General features: G+C 44.1%; 12 protein-coding genes and 1 pseudogene. 11 read left to right on the top strand and 2 right to left on the bottom strand.

What is annotated here, in order from left to right; translation table 11 throughout:
* Positions 1–470: 470 nt before the first annotated feature.
* Positions 471–704 (bottom strand): hypothetical protein, encoded by a 234-nt coding sequence (locus ACTQ50_RS15390; RefSeq protein WP_441484924.1) that lies wholly within the window; start codon positions 702–704, stop codon positions 471–473.
* 237 nt (positions 705–941) lie between these two features.
* Here ACTQ50_RS15390 and ACTQ50_RS15385 point away from each other — a divergent pair.
* The 10 genes and pseudogenes from ACTQ50_RS15385 to ACTQ50_RS15340 form a co-directional block, all read left to right on the top strand.
* A pseudogene (locus ACTQ50_RS15385) lies at positions 942–1925 on the top strand (SLC13 family permease); the annotation flags it as partial.
* A 176-nt stretch (positions 1926–2101) separates the two neighbouring features.
* Positions 2102–3433, top strand: a complete 1332-nt coding sequence (ttdA, locus tag ACTQ50_RS15380) for a L(+)-tartrate dehydratase subunit alpha (RefSeq protein ID WP_441484923.1) — start codon at positions 2102–2104, stop codon at positions 3431–3433.
* A 323-nt stretch (positions 3434–3756) separates the two neighbouring features.
* Positions 3757–4278 (top strand): cysteine hydrolase family protein, encoded by a 522-nt coding sequence (locus ACTQ50_RS15375; RefSeq protein WP_441484922.1) that lies wholly within the window; start codon positions 3757–3759, stop codon positions 4276–4278.
* Complete coding sequence (locus ACTQ50_RS15370) at positions 4275–5099, top strand: transporter substrate-binding domain-containing protein (RefSeq protein ID WP_441484921.1); 825 nt, start codon at positions 4275–4277, stop codon at positions 5097–5099. The genes ACTQ50_RS15375 and ACTQ50_RS15370 overlap by 4 nt, the downstream gene beginning before the upstream one ends.
* Positions 5009–5764, top strand: a complete 756-nt coding sequence (locus ACTQ50_RS15365) for a histidine kinase dimerization/phospho-acceptor domain-containing protein (RefSeq protein ID WP_441484920.1) — start codon at positions 5009–5011, stop codon at positions 5762–5764. Before ACTQ50_RS15370 ends, ACTQ50_RS15365 begins: the two co-directional genes overlap by 91 nt.
* A 210-nt stretch (positions 5765–5974) precedes the next feature.
* Positions 5975–6667, top strand: a complete 693-nt coding sequence (locus ACTQ50_RS15360; RefSeq protein ID WP_441484919.1) for a response regulator transcription factor — start codon at positions 5975–5977, stop codon at positions 6665–6667.
* Positions 6651–7940, top strand: coding sequence for a sensor histidine kinase (locus ACTQ50_RS15355; RefSeq protein ID WP_441484918.1), 1290 nt, complete (start codon positions 6651–6653; stop codon positions 7938–7940). Before ACTQ50_RS15360 ends, ACTQ50_RS15355 begins: the two co-directional genes overlap by 17 nt.
* 41 nt (positions 7941–7981) lie before the next feature.
* A complete protein-coding gene (locus ACTQ50_RS15350; protein ID WP_441484917.1) occupies positions 7982–10057 on the top strand; it encodes an aryl-sulfate sulfotransferase in 2076 nt (691 codons plus the stop codon).
* 28 nt (positions 10058–10085) lie between these two features.
* Positions 10086–10721, top strand: a complete 636-nt coding sequence (locus ACTQ50_RS15345) for a DUF4352 domain-containing protein (RefSeq protein WP_441484916.1) — start codon at positions 10086–10088, stop codon at positions 10719–10721.
* A 57-nt stretch (positions 10722–10778) separates the two neighbouring features.
* On the top strand, positions 10779–12833 hold the full coding sequence (locus tag ACTQ50_RS15340) for an aryl-sulfate sulfotransferase (RefSeq protein ID WP_441484915.1): 2055 nt from the start codon (positions 10779–10781) through the stop codon (positions 12831–12833).
* A 167-nt stretch (positions 12834–13000) separates the two neighbouring features.
* Here the strand turns inward: ACTQ50_RS15340 and ACTQ50_RS15335 are convergent, their stop codons facing one another.
* Positions 13001–13906 (bottom strand): helix-turn-helix transcriptional regulator, encoded by a 906-nt coding sequence (locus ACTQ50_RS15335; RefSeq protein ID WP_441484914.1) that lies wholly within the window; start codon positions 13904–13906, stop codon positions 13001–13003.
* A gap of 360 nt (positions 13907–14266) precedes the next feature.
* On the opposite strand from ACTQ50_RS15335, the gene ACTQ50_RS15330 reads away from it, so the two are divergent.
* The gene (locus tag ACTQ50_RS15330; protein ID WP_226819830.1) at positions 14267–15190 is read left to right on the top strand and encodes a dihydrodipicolinate synthase family protein; all 924 of its coding nucleotides are present in this window, start codon (positions 14267–14269) and stop codon (positions 15188–15190) included.
* Positions 15191–15223 lie beyond the last annotated feature (33 nt).

Below are 15223 nucleotides of genomic sequence, written 5' to 3'. Positions count from 1 at the left end.
AAGAAGGTAGATGCTGCCACAGTTGCCTGTGCATTAGTACATCTTAAAGAATTATAGAAAAATGTCCGCCAGAAATTTAAATAAAAGTCTCTGGCGGACAGAAATTCCGTCCGATTCCGGGCAAAAAATACCGGATGGTTTTGGACAAAACCGGTCGTCAGTAACAGTTTATAACGAGAAGACAAGAGTTCCGGTGGAAGAGGTTATTGAGTACTTTATCTGATGGATTTGAGAGAATACGACTCATGAGTGTATAATTGAGGATGCTTATAGGTAGAAAAATATCCTGTGCAGGTTATGTTTTAATATGGACATAGCCTGGCAGGATATTTTTGTGTGAGGGGGAGTTTGATAGAGGAAAAAATTAAATATACATAAAACGTGATTTTTTTGCTCAAAACATGATGAAAAACGTGAGAAAACAGCAAATAAAAGCTCATAAAACGTGAAGGGAGTTTTGATGGTTAAATTTAAGGAACTGGAGAAATCCAGTCCCTTATGTTATTGATTTTTGAATTTGAATGGTCAGTTTCGTGGCGTGGAAGTCTTCTGTGGCAGCGGCTGGCGGTGCAGAAGTAGCGTAATTGATTGAGAGTCATGGTGGGTACCTCTAATTCTAAATTATCTCTTCCTAAAAGTACCACATCTCCATAATAATTTCCATATTTATTTCTAAATTCTCCCATCTCATAGCAATACTGCACAAAAAATATCCTCCAAAATTGAGATTATAAAAAATTTTTATGGGGACATGTAACCCATTAATTTGTTTTTTTATACATACATGGGCTATAATAAAGTCATCAAAGGAAACGTGTACGGCCGGTACCTTTCAGGAGAGATTAACACAAAGAAGACTGATAAGTAAGACAGAAGCGAAGAGCAAAAAATCAAGAGAAACGAAAACCACAAAGAAAAAGAAGTGAAAGGAGATTTACAAAATGTCTCAACAAACAATCACACTGCTGTTTCTTGTGTTTACGATCATTAGTTTCATCCTTGAAAAAATTCCACTTGGACTTACCGCTTCGATCTGTGCGATCGGATTGACAATCACCGGAGTTTTGGATGTATCTACAACGTTTTCACAGTATGTAAACAGCAACGTAATCCTTTGCGTTGGCATGTTCGTAGTCGGCCAGGCATTATTTGAAACAGGAATGGCAAATAAGATCGGAGGCCTGGTTACCAAAATTGCCAGGACAGAAAAGACACTGATCGTTGCCATTATGGTAATCGTGGGAATCATGTCCGGATTCTTATCCAACACAGGTACAGCCGCAGTGCTGATCCCCGTAGTCTGTGGAATCGCCGATGAATCCGGCTACTCAAGAAGCCGCCTTCTGATGCCGCTGGTATTTGCAACAGCCCTTGGCGGAAACCTTTCCATCATCGGCGCGCCTGGAAACCTGATGGGTGTAAATGCACTCCAGGAAATGGGACTTTCCACAAGCTTCTTCATGTATGCACCAGTTGGAGTTCCAATGCTGATCTTTGGAATCCTCTACTTCGTATTTATCGGATACAGATTCCTTCCAGATGGAAAAGGAGCAGCAGGGGCAGCAGTTGAAGAGCAGAAGGATTTCAGCGATGTTCCGAAATGGAAACAGATCGTATCACTGGTAGTTCTGGTGCTTGTAATCCTTGCAATGATCTTCGAGGAAATGATCGGAATCAGCATTCAGCTTTCCGCCTGTATCGGGGCAATCGTTCTGGTAGTGACCGGAGTTCTTTCTGAGAAAGAGGCGCTGGCTTCCATTGATCTGAAAGTAGTATTGCTTTTCGGTGGATCCCTTACACTGGCAAAAGCCCTGGACACAACAGGTGCAGGTGAGCTGATCGCAGACAAGATCGTAGGACTTCTGGGAGCAGACCCGAACCCGATCGTGCTTCTTCTGGTATCCTTCGTAATCTGCATGATCCTGTTGCCGATTCTTTTCCCATTCTATCCGTAAGAATGAAACTGTGTAATAAAGCAGAAAACTTACTGCTTTAAATAAATAACCAAAAATCAAACGCCAAACCCAAGGGGAATCGATCCTTGCCAGATCTTCCCCGCTTAACCTAAACCATCAACCATTTAATAATCAGGAGGTAAATCATGACTAAGGAAAATGGAGTTAAAGTATTAACAGACATGGTAGCAGACTTTGTTGCCCATATTGGAAAAAAATTACCAGACGACGTAGTAGCAAAACTGGAAGAGCTTGGCTCCCAGGAAAGCGCAGCACTTCCAAAAGTACTTTATGAGACAATGACCAAGAACCAGGGACTGGCTGTAGAGCTGAACCGCCCAAGCTGCCAGGATACAGGAGTTCTTCAGTTCTGGCTCAAATGCGGAACCAATTTCCCATATATCAATGAGCTGGAAGGCCTTCTGAAAGAAGCTGTTGTACAGGCTACCTTCGCAGCACCATTAAGACACAATTCCGTAGAAACCTTCGACGAGTACAACACCAAGAGAAACGTTGGAAAAGGAACTCCGACTGTATGGTGGGACATTGTTCCAAACAGCGACAAATGTGAGATCTACGCATACATGGCAGGCGGCGGATGCACCCTTCCAGGAAAAGCAATGGTACTTATGCCAGGTGCCGGATACGAAGGTGTTACTGATTTCGTTCTTGACCAGATGACAACCTACGGACTGAATGCATGTCCTCCGCTTCTTGTAGGTGTAGGTGTAGGAACATCTGTAGAGACAGCTGCCCTCAATTCCAAGAAAGCACTTATGCGCTCTATCGGTTCTCACAACGACAACGCAAACGCAGCAAAAATGGAGAGGCTTCTGGAAGACGGAATCAATGCAATCGGCCTTGGACCGCAGGGAATGGGCGGAAAATATTCTGTAATGGGTGTTAATATCGAGAATACAGCCCGTCATCCATCCACAATCGGTGTTGCAGTAAACGTAGGCTGCTGGTCACACCGCCGTCTGGTTGAGTACGGAAGAGAGCTTCCATATGACATCAAGGATAAAGCTATTTTCCATGCAGGTCCTATCGTTCGTAAGATCGAGGGAACTGAGGATGACTACGAAATGGTTTCCGTTGGACCCACAACCTCCATGCGTATGGAGAAATTCGAGTATGAATTTACCAAGCTTACAGGCGTAAGAGTGATCGTTGGAAAAGGCGGAATGGGCCCGAACACAGAGCGTGCCTGCAAAGAGTTTGGTGCGATCCACTGTGTATTCCCGGCTGGCTGTGCAGTAGTAGCTGCTACAGAGGTTGAAAAGATCGTAGAGCATCACTGGGACGAGCTTGGAATGCCAGAGACCTTATGGTGCAACAAGGTAAAAGAGTTTGGTCCGCTGATCGTGTCCATCGACGCACAGGGCCGCAACCTGTTCGAAGAGAACAAGGTTATCTTCAATGAGAGAAAAGAAGCCGCTAAGCAGGCTATTTATCCAGAAGTGAAATTCATTAAATAAGGCTTTATCAGAAAATAAAATTCTCCTATTTTAAATCGAAAACACCTATCACACATATTCTAAAATGGTAAAAGAAAAGGCGGCTCACAGACTAACCCCATATCTGGTCTGTAAGCCGCCTTTTCTGACGAAAAATCTGTCAGAATTTTGTGAAATTTTCTGAAATCTGACTATTTCTGTATACGAAATTCCAATAAAGTGGTATAGTTAATTCAAATAGACTTTTGAGAAAACATGTTGTGTCTGGGATTGCATGTGAAAAATTGTGACAAATGACGTGAGAAAATTATGTCAACTGGCATGGGAAATACGGGGGAAGAAATATGGACATTTTAGTTGTGATCGATATGCAGAATGATTTTATTGATGGTGCACTTGGCACACCAGAGGCGGAAGCTATTGTGCCCAATGTGGTAGACAGAGTGAAGAATTTCAATGGTCTTGTACTGGCAACCAGAGATACCCACGGCGGAGATTACCTTCAGACACAGGAGGGACGGATGCTTCCTGTAGAGCACTGTATCCGCGGCACTTACGGATGGGAGATCCGGGAGGAGATCGCAGAGCTTCTGGAATCCGGCCCAATTGACAAGCCAACCTTTGGAAGCGAAACTTTGGGAAAAGTTCTGAAGGAATTCAATAAATCAGAAACCATTGACAGCATTACCTTGATCGGTCTTTGCACAGATATCTGTGTGATCTCCAACGCCATGCTGCTGAAAGCATTTTTGCCGGAGGTGCCGATCATTGTAGATTCCCTCTGCTGCGCAGGGGTGACGCCGGAGAGTCATGAGCGGGCACTGGAGGCAATGAAGGCCTGCCAGATTGAGGTTATCTGGCAGTGAAAAAGGGAAATACCCAGCTGGCCCAGGAACTGGATACAGCCATTCAGACCATTGCCCAGGTACAGCCAAGCCTGCAGGAAACCCTTTTCGAGCGCTATTTCCGAAATGCACGTTATACCTTTTCCATCACAGAGGAACAGCAGGAATATCTGCAGACCATGGGAAAAATAAAGGTGCTTTGCGTGGATAATGATGCACCATATGTTTACTTGAAATCCGGAAAACCAGCAGGAGTGCTGGTGTCTGTGCTGGATGGATTTGCAGAAGAGACAGGGCTGGAGGTGGAATACACCTTCTGTGAGACGAAAGAGGAAGCAGAAAGCAAGCTGAAGGAGCAGCACTATGATCTGATGATGGGGCTGCCTTTTACCTCAAGGTATTGTGTAAAGATTGGATTTGTGCGAAGCAAATCTGTTGTGGATTCTACACTGGCCTATCTTCATAACTCTTCCAGCGACAGCCATGACACAGTGGCGGTCGAAAACGGAATGGAGGGGTACGTTGACAGCAGTGATTTTGAAAATGTGATCACCTGCAGCAATGCCAAAGAATGTGTGGAGGCTGTAAACAAGGGAGAAGCGGCCTATGCAGTGGGCGACCGCTCTGCATTGGAATACTATATTTACGATACTTACAGCAATCTTTTGACAAGTAATATCACAGGGGCAATCCTTTCTGTTCTGACGGCGATTCTGGTAGTTGCAATTTCCGTGTCCCTTCATGCAAAAAAATGGGGAAGAAAAACGAAGAGCTTCAGATCGCAACTATGGCGAAGAGCGAGTTCCTCACCCGAATGTCCCACGACATCCGCACGCCTATGAACGGAATTATCGGAATGCTGAATATTGCAGACAAGTGTGCGGATAATCCCCAGGAGGTGCGGAAGTATCATCAGAAGATCCGCATGGCGTCAGAATATCTGCTGTCTTTGCTCAATGACATTCTGGATATGAGCAAGCTGGATTCGGATGAGATCGTTTTGGCAGAGGAATCGGTTTATCTTCGGAATATCCTGGAGAACTGCAGAGATATTATGGAGAACAGAGCAGCGGAGCATGGGGAGAACCGGAGTGAGTTTAAAGGAACCGGACTGGGGCTTTCCATTGTGAAAAAGCTGGTAGACAAGATGGATGGCGAGATCAGGGTGGAAAGTGAACTTGGAAAAGGAACGAAATTTACAGTTCTTCTTCCTTTTAAAATCGACAAAAACTATCAGAAGCCAGAGCGGAAGCTTCCGGAAAAAGAGATCAATCTGGCAGGCCGGCATGTACTTGCCGCAGAAGATAATGAACTGAATGCAGAGATCCTGCAGTTTATGCTTCAGGATCTGGGTATCAAGGCAGATATTGTAAGCAACGGAAAACAGGCTGTGGAAGCTTTTGCAAAGTCAGAGCCGGATGAATACGACTGCATCCTTATGGACGTGATGATGCCTATCGATGTAGAAAAACTGAAGATCTGCATGGCAAAGCTGATGGAAGAATAATGGTTGTATAGAAATAGCTCCGTAGATGAAAATTTCAAAAATTGTTTCATCTCGGAGCTATTTTAGTCTTCCAAATTTTATTGTTTTGTAATAGAATAGTAATGAAATTGTATTTTCTCATATTTCTATCAAAATTAAATGATACTATAAAAAAGATGATTTGCGCTCATGAAAAGAATAAGTGAACGCATATTAAGAGAGGACTGAATCGTGAAAAAATTAGAAATTCTTGTTGTGGAGGATGAACCGAAATTAGCACAGACAATTTCTGACTTTCTAAGGATTCAAAATTACGAAGTAGAAACAAAACTGAACGGAAATGATGCTCTGGAGTATTTTCGCCAGAACAAGCAGAAGGTTGATCTGATACTGCTGGATCTTATGCTGCCGGATATTTCTGGATATACCGTACTAAAAGAAATACGAAAGATATCGGAAGTTCCGGTTATTATTTTGTCCGCAAGATCAGCGGTGGCAGATCAGATGAGCGGATTTGAAAAGGGCGCGGACGATTATATTACAAAGCCTTTTTCCCTGGCTCTGGTGAAGATGCACATTGAAGCAGTGCTGAAGCGGGCAGGAAAGCTCCGGACTATGGTGGAGTATAGGGACCTGCAGGCGGATGTGAATGCACAGCTTCTATATTATAAGGAGCAGCATATTCCAACTACCAGAAAAGAATTTGACCTGATGGTTTACTTTATGGAACATCCAGGAATTGTACTTCCAAGGGATACCATACTAAATGCGGTGTGGGAATATGATTACGTGGGTGATGTGCGGACCATTGACACGTTGGTAAAGCAGCTGCGGAAAAAGCTGGGCGTGGAGTGCAATTATATACGTACTGTGTATGGGGTGGGCTATATCTTCGGGGAGGAAGACCATGACGAAAAGCTCTGAAAAAAGGAAGCAGATATGGAATCCCCAAAACAGGGGCTGTTTCCTGATCTTTGTGTTTCTGCTGGCTCTTTGCATTTATGCAGTTGGCTGTTATCCCGCTTATGCGGCGCTAAAGACCAGAACCATATACCAGCTTTATCACGAATTAGAGAATATGAAATTATCTGATCTGGACGATGATGATATTGATACCTTAAATGAATTTCAGAAAGAGAAATTCGAGGTAATGGTGACTGATGAGGATTTTCAGAAGATTTATATCTCCAGAAACGCGGTTTCCCGTGATTACATAGACCGGTTTATAAAAAACAGACAGGAAGAATATACAGAAAATGCGAAGGTAATGCAGAGAAATCTGGAATTACGGCATGTGCTGATCCTGAAGGGAAAGATCATAGACGGAGGACATACCTTTTACGTCTATATTAAAAAGGATGTACAGTCAGGCATTGACATTATAAAAGGAACCACCATATATTTCCTGTTGATTGTAATGTTGGACATATTTCTATATTATGTGCTTTCACAAAAAGGAAAATGGGAAACGGAAAAACAGTCTAAGCAGTCGGATTATCAGCTTCTGGAAAGCCAGCGGGAATTTGTAGCGAACATTTCACACGAATTGAAAACGCCTTTGGCGGTAGTATCCAGTCAGGTGGAGATGCTGGAAATTGCAGGAGATAAGATCGACCGGACTTATTACTATTCTTCTATTCATGAGGAATTGGACAAGATGTCTAAGATGATTGGAGAGCTGCTGGATTTTTCCATGCTGGATAACCAGATGAGTGCTATGGAAATGAGCCGGGTAAATGTATCAGAAATGGTAGAATATCTGCTTCTCCGCTACGATGCCATGTTCCGTAAAAATGAAATTAAAATTGAGCAGAATGTGGAAAAGAAGTGCTTTGTATATGGAAACCGTATGTACCTGGAACGTGCTGCCAACAATTACCTGATGAACGCTTTTCAGCACACAAAACAGGGAAAGTGCATCCGTGTTACCTTGAAAAAGGTGAAAAAGCAGATCCGGCTGGAGGTTTACAATGATGGTGAGCTGATCAAAGAAGATCAGATCGAACGTATTTGGGACAGTTTTTACACCACTTCCCAGAAAAAGACACCAGTTACCTCAGAGAACAATGTGAGAAATGCTGGACTTGGATTGTTTGTTGTCCGTAAGATCGTGACCAAGCATAAGGGAACCTGCGGAGTCAGCAATCAGGAAAATGGAGTTCTGTTCTGGATCCAGATTCCGGAACTGACAGAATAAATATGAGGAAAATGAAAGAGTAAGGGGAGAAACTTGAGACTATGAAAAATTGGAAAAAGAGAACAAAAATAACATTGTTGCTGGTATTTTTAATTTTTCTGGCATTATTTGCTGCACTGTGCTGGAAAAAGCGCAGAGGAATCTACAACACGTACATGAAGCTGACCAATCAGGAGATTCCTTATTCCGTAAAGGAGAAAAGGAAAAAGATGTACGGTGATTACGAGCAGAAGCTGAAGGTTTCCATGGATATGGACAACACGGTTTCCATCGGCGAAAATGATGAAAGTGCTGCGGAAATAGAGACGGAAATTCCTACAGAAGAGACAAGGGTTGCGGCTTCTTATGATATTGACCAGCAGATTCAGGCAGAACAGGATAACGGATATACCTGGGAGGAACCTATGGTGATCCAGAATCCATATCAGATCGCTCCTTTGACAGCGGTAGTGATCTTCGATACACCAGAAGAATGTGGCGTACGCTTTACCGTAAAGGGAAAAACAGAGGCGACGGATATCAGTGGTGAGGTAGAGCCGGCAGTTTCCCACAGAGTACCGATCATTGGTCTTTATCCAAATGAAGAGAACACTGTGGTTCTGGAGCTTCTGGATGAGAATGGAAAGACCACAGATACCCAGGAAGTTAAGATTACAACAGATTCACTTCCAGAGACTCTGGATGATGTGATCCAGCCGGTGAAGACCAGCGGAGAGTCCGCTTATGAATTGACGATGGTATATGGACAGAGCACCACTTTCCCATTTGCCTATGACTGTATGGGAGACATCCGGTGGTACCTGAACACAAAGGTAAAGGCTTCTGGAATTTTTATGCTGGCCAACGACAGAATGATCATACAGGATACATCAGCGCAGGTTCCTTCCGCAGATAAGCCTCAGACTACTAATTTTTATGAAACAGATTATCTGGGAAGAACTCATACCATGTACTATGTGGCAGGTGGAATTCACCATGAAGTGATCGAGAAGGAACCGGGCGGAAATCTGCTTGTTCTTTCCAGTTCACTGGAAGGCCATATTGAAGATAAGATCCAGGAACTGGACAGACAGACTGGTGAAGTGGTAAATGAGCTGGTTATGGGAGATCTTATAAAGAGCAAGTATGAGGACCGAGTTGACTGGACCCATTTGAATACGGTTTCTTATCAGCCGGAAACAGATACCATCATTATCAGTCCCCGAAATCTGGAATCCGTGATCAAGCTGAACTGGACAACAAAGGAGATTCAGTGGATCCTCTGTGATCCAAGATTCTGGGAAGGCACAGAATACGAGAAATATGTGCTTCAGCCAGAGGGGGATTTCAATTATCATTTCCAGCAGCATACAGCCTATCAGGTTTCCGCTGATTTAGATGGAAATCCGGATACTGTAGAGATCAGCTTGTTTGATAATCATTCTGTAAAGGTCAGAAGAGCCGATATACCGTATTATGATAAAACCAAAGAGTCTTATCTTGTAGTTTATTCTGTGAATGAAAAGGAAGGAACGGTACAGCAGATTAAGAAAATTCCAACTGTATGGTCTACCATCACTTCCTCTACCATTTATGATGAGGATTCCAATCACATTTTCGGCATGTGCGGCCATGTGAAAGGAAGCGAAGATAAACGAAAAGGTATGACTTACGAATTTGATTACGATACGGAGGAAGTGATCAATCAGTTTAGCATTAAGACAACTTTTTATCGTGCATCTGAGATGAAAATCGATTATAATGATCTTGCAGCGCCTATGGAGGTTGCAGATAATTATATCAGAGGCGAATTGTTACAGCCAACGAAGACCTGGAAGTGGCTTTGGACAAAGAAACCGGAACAGACACTGAATGATGAGGATGTTACATTCCATCTGACTGGACAGGTTCTTTATGTGGGAACTTACGATCATCGTATTTCACAGATCATCTTCCATGGCAAAAAGAATACATATGTATATGATACTACCAATATGAGACTTCACAAAAAAGGCTATCTGCAGTTCTATGAGCACATTCCAGTACCGCTGCAGGGGCTGGATGCAGATGAATACGAAATTTATGTTATGTATCAGAATGAGTTTTATGATACGGCACAGACGGTTGCGATAAAGTAATAAAAATCAGAAAAGGAGTTCTAGTACTATGAAGAAAAAAGTTTTATTACCGTTAATGGGAGCGGTTCTGGCTGCGGGTCTGATGACTGGCTGCGGCGGCTCAAATGACACAAAGGAAGAGAGCACAAAGACAGAAAGTGCAGCAGAAGCGGACAGCGAAGACGAGGCAGACGCTGCTGACACAGACGAGGCCGATGACGAAGAAGACGCAGGCGGCGATAAGGCACATGTGGCAAGAACCAACAGCAACTACGGCGATGTGGTTTCTGCAGCCGGCTGGAATATTACTGTGGAAGATGTGGAGATCAATGCTTCTCTTGAAAATGTAAGTGTGGATCTTGGATACACAGGTGTGGAAACCAGCGATTACAAGAAAGAAGCAGACGCAGGCAAAACCTTCTGTCTGATCAAATTAAAGATTGAAAAGGATGGCAGCAAGGAAAGCCTGGATTGGGCGAACCTGAAACTGACAGATAGCGAAGGAAATGAATACACCAGAACAGATGATGAATTTATCACAGAGCTGGGAATGATACGTATGGCTGGAACCACATTGAACTTTGGCTCTAACGAGGGCTGGATCGCATTTGAGATCAATGAGAATGCAGAAGGACTGGAACTGAGCTATCCATTTGAGGCAGAGGCATACAATTACGCATTATAATCATAAGAGAACGAGGTCAACACGCTCTATAAAAACAAAATCGTACAGGAGGCTGGCATGAAGAATAAGAGATATCGGGAACTGGCTGCAATACTTGTAATGATGACAATGGCAGCAGGTTCCGTTACAACCGTAACAGCACAGGAGAACACAGAGACTGCAACAACAGAAGAAGGAGAAACAGATGCAGCTGTGGAAGCAGCAGACGCATCCGATACAAAGTCCCAAGCTACAGCCCTGGAGGTTACTGACAGATTTGCACAGCAGACCGCAATTGACGAGGCTCTTCTGCAGGAAGCCCAGAACGGCTATTCCCTGGAAGAAGCATTGATCGTAGTGAATCCATATGGTACTTCCCCGTTGAGTGCAGTGGCTGTTTTTGCCACAGAAGAAGCCTGCGGCGGAACCGTCACTGTGAAGGGAAAATCAGCAGAAAATGATGTGACAGGTACCTTTGAAGCGGAGAAAGATCATATTGTTCCCATTTACGGCCTTTATAACAACGATACCACAGAAGTTGTGATCACACTGGATGATGGCACTTCTGCGACTTTTGAAGTAACCACTGAGGATATCAACGTAGACTATGGCACCATAACCGCAGAAATGAAAAGCGAAGCCAGCTACGATTATACCAATCTGACTTTCGTGTGCTCCACTATGGGCTCCCTGTATGCAGTAGATGCAGCTGGAGATATCCGCTTCTATACCAATGTAGGAGGCTCCCTTGGTGTTCACCAGCTGGAAAACGGACACATTCTTATGCCGGCTTCCTATGTATTAAAGCCAAGCTATTATAAAGAAGGCATGATCGAAATTGACCTGATGGGAAAAATCTATGGTGAGTATATGATCCCTGGCGGTCAGCATCACGATTTTGTGGAAATGCCAAACGGCAATTTCCTGGTAGCATCTGACAGCCCGGATCTTAGTTCTGTGGAAGACTATGTAGTAGAAATCGACCGCCAGACCGGCGATGTGGTCTGGGAACTGGATATGAAAGATCTGATGGGAACCGAAGACGGACAGTCTGCTTCCATGGATACAGATGGAAGCGAGGAATCTGACTGGTTCCATAATAATGGTCTTGCTTATGATGCCGACAATGATCTGCTTCTTCTTTCTGCAAGACATAAAGATGCTATTGTTGCAGTAAATATGGAAGACAAATCCCTGGCATGGATCCTGGGAGATCCTACTGGATGGGGAGAGGATTACCAGTCCTATTTCTTTAATCCGGAAGGGGAGGATTTTGAATGGTTCTACGCGCAGCACAATGTTTCCATTCTTGACAATGGTGATATCGCCCTTTTTGACAACGGCACAGCCAAGGTAAAACGTGTGGATGCGGATAACCGGGTAAGTGGTGATGACGTCTATTCCAGAGCAGTTGTTTATCATATTGATACAGAGAATATGACCGTTTCCCAGGTAACCGAATATGGAAAAGAGCGTGGGGCAGACTGGTATGCAGACTGGATCTCCGGTGTAGTTTCCCTGGATGGAACCCAGGATCACCTGTGGATCACAGCTGGTTCCCATCTGCACAGTGATGAGGAAAACAGAAGCGACTATTATCCAAAGGATATGTTTGTGCAGGGACTTACCAAGACTACCCATATTGATCAGGTGGATAATGGAGAGTTAAGCTTCGAGCTTACCATTTCCGGTGACACTTATAATGCACTGACATTCCGTTCCTTCCGCATGCCTCTTTATACAGAAGGCAAATATGATGTGGCTGCAGTTCCGGAAGTGTATGGTTCTCTTGGTGAGACCAGCTATGAGGAAAGTGATGCGGATGTAAGCAGCGCAGAGGCTTTACCGGATGGATGGAATTTTGTTCTGGATGGAAGCAAGATCAGCTTAACTGGAAGCTACCAGACAGAGGCAGCAGCGGATGAACTGACACCTGGGAAACTGATCCTGGTAAGCGGCGATTCCAAGCGTGCATATAATCTGACCCAGTCAGCGGCAGCAGGTGACAATGGAACAAATGTTACAGTAAAAGGCTGGACTTCTGTAGATGGTCTGGAAGGTCAGGACTGGGATATTTATCTGGAAGTGGATGGCACTTTGTACAATAGTGGGTATAAATACAGCCAGTCATGAAAGAGCACAGACCATAAAATAATTTAGCTAAATTTCCATGAATTGATAAAAACACCCTCAGAAAGCGGCGGCGGATCCTGCAAAAAGGCGGAATCTGCACGCCGCTTTTTTCGAAGAGTAAAAGAAATGCTGCAAAATCATTTTGTGTAGTGATTTTGCAGCATCTTTTATGCTTGTGAGAAGCTTTTCCGGTATGCCGCCGGGCTGTAGCTTAAGGTTTTTTTGAAAACAGAACAGAAATAATTGCTGGAAGAAAAGCCAAGCTGGTAAGCGATGTCCGTGATGGAGGCGTCGGTGGTCTTCAGGAGCATCTGGGCCCGGTCCATTTTCTGGAGGGTAATGTATTCGGCTGGTGTAATTCCCAGTTCTTCCTTAAATTTTGTTTTAAAACGGGAAAGGGAATAGTTGGAAACCTCTGCCAGCTCCTGGAGTGTGATGGGGTTTTCAATATTCTGCTCAATGTATTTCAGCGCCTGGCCAATGTCGTTATTCAGCTGCTCGTTGCTCTGCTCCTGTTCCGGGACGGCAGTGAGGTAATTCAGACTGGCAAGTACGCAGGTCAGATACTGGACGCCTGCAATGGAGTCCTCTGAGGTTCCGTAGGAGATCAGGTTAAAAGCAGTCCGCAGCATGGAAATCTGGGAACTGCCAACGTGATACAGATGCTTATCCATATTCAGAAGGCGGTGGCAGAGAATGTTGCTGTAATGCTGGTTCAGCCCAAGGAAGTTATCGTGCTCTTTCTGATCCAGCTGCATGGCAAAAAATTCGCAGCGGTTCTGGGCGATAGGGCCTGTGGTATGAAGTTCGTAAGGCCGGGTAATGAAAAGGTTGTTTCCTGTGGCGCAGTAACAGGTGCGGACACCACCCTTCATAATGTAAGTCTTACGCTGGCCCTTTACCATGAAATGAAGCTCGATGATATCGGAGTGATAATGCAGTGGGACGGGAACGCCGGGAGCCATTGGGGTAAAGTGGGAAAGATTCTTCAGTCCTGGGATTTTATGCTTGTCTGCGGTCAGTATTTTCTTGTGTTCATTCCATATATAATCGTCAAATATTTCCTGTTCCATTCAAGTTGCCTCTTCTTATGTCATGTAGCTAAAAGACTGGTATGTCGCGGGTTTATAGTTGCGGGGATAGTTGTTACGGTTCACTCCGTGACCAGTAACGGATAGTCCATAATGCTGTGATATTTTGTACTTGTTTTCGTACAAAGTTATAAAATAGTACTAAATATTTTGCTGAAAGCAATTTTAAATTATTTATATTATACTATAGTTACAGTTGAAAAGCAATTGCATGGTTGCTATGCTGTGGATAACACCGGGCATAGCGGCAGGTTTTCGGTCACCGCGGGACTGGGAACGTGCAGCAGTTCACTCTGCAAGGAGTGACAGTAATAAGTAACGACATCGAAGAGGGAGAAGAGCATGAAAAAAACAATTGCAGGCGGCGTATGGCCGGTTATGATCACACCTTTTACAGAGGACAACAAGATCGACTATGATGCAGTCCTTCGAATCATTGAGTGGTATGACAAGAACGGTGTTGACGGAATCTTCGCAGTATGCCAGTCCAGTGAAATGTTTGAACTGAGCCCACAGGAGAGAGTGGAGCTTGCAAAATTTATTATCAACAATACACCAAAGCATATGGGAGTAATCGCTTCCGGACATTGCGCAGAGAAAGCAGAGGATCAGATCCGTGAGGCGCAGACTGTGATTGATGCTGGTGTAGATGCATATGTTTTCATTTCCAACCAGTTTGCAAAAGAGGACGAGAGCGAAGATGTAGCGAAGAAAAACATTGAGTATCTTCTGGATCACATTGATGGAGATATGTTCGGTGTTTATGAGTGCCCGGCACCATACAAGAGACTTCTTTCACCAGAGCTTCTGAAATGGTGTGCAGAGACTGAGAAATTTGCATTCCTGAAGGATACCTGCTGTGACCTGGATCAGCTGGAAGCAAAATGCAAGGCTGTTGAGGGTACTGGATTAAAGATCTTTAATGCAAATGCAGCAACACTTCTGAGAAGTATGGAAATGGGCTGTGCAGGATATTCAGGAGTTATGGCAAACTTCCATCCGGATCTTTATGTATGGCTTTGCAAAAACTACAAAGAGCAGCCGGAGAAAGCACAGGAGCTTATGAACTTCCTTGGAGCAGCCTCCATGGTTGAGTGCCAGGTATATCCGGTAAACAGCAAATACCATATGAACCTGGTTGGCGTGCCGATGACACTTCAATCAAGAAGACAGGATTATAAGCTTCTTACAGGAAGCAAGAAATTGGAGATCGAAGAGTTCTGTGCGATCACAGAGACCTTCCGTAAAAGCTTTTTTGGAAAGTAATCAGAGATAATTGCCGGAACGGTGGGGACCGTG

Origin of the sequence: Blautia sp. Sow4_E7 (genome assembly GCF_052116245.1) — a bacterium.
Classification (GTDB): Bacteria; Bacillota; Clostridia; order Lachnospirales; family Lachnospiraceae; genus Blautia_A.
Note: the sequence above shows the minus strand (reverse complement) of the source record. Positions and strands in the feature narration are given on the sequence as shown.

Coding starts and splice junctions, on each gene's coding strand:
- ACTQ50_RS15345 (WP_441484916.1), top strand. CDS start 10,086: ATGAAGAAAAAAGTTTTATTACCGTTAATGGGAGCGGTTCTGGCTGCG.
- ACTQ50_RS15365 (WP_441484920.1), top strand. CDS start 5,009: ATGGGGAAGAAAAACGAAGAGCTTCAGATCGCAACTATGGCGAAGAGC.
- ACTQ50_RS15350 (WP_441484917.1), top strand. CDS start 7,982: ATGAAAAATTGGAAAAAGAGAACAAAAATAACATTGTTGCTGGTATTT.
- ACTQ50_RS15335 (WP_441484914.1), bottom strand. CDS start 13,906: ATGGAACAGGAAATATTTGACGATTATATATGGAATGAACACAAGAAA.
- ACTQ50_RS15330 (WP_226819830.1), top strand. CDS start 14,267: ATGAAAAAAACAATTGCAGGCGGCGTATGGCCGGTTATGATCACACCT.
- ACTQ50_RS15375 (WP_441484922.1), top strand. CDS start 3,757: ATGGACATTTTAGTTGTGATCGATATGCAGAATGATTTTATTGATGGT.
- ACTQ50_RS15355 (WP_441484918.1), top strand. CDS start 6,651: ATGACGAAAAGCTCTGAAAAAAGGAAGCAGATATGGAATCCCCAAAAC.
- ttdA (WP_441484923.1), top strand. CDS start 2,102: ATGACTAAGGAAAATGGAGTTAAAGTATTAACAGACATGGTAGCAGAC.
- ACTQ50_RS15340 (WP_441484915.1), top strand. CDS start 10,779: ATGAAGAATAAGAGATATCGGGAACTGGCTGCAATACTTGTAATGATG.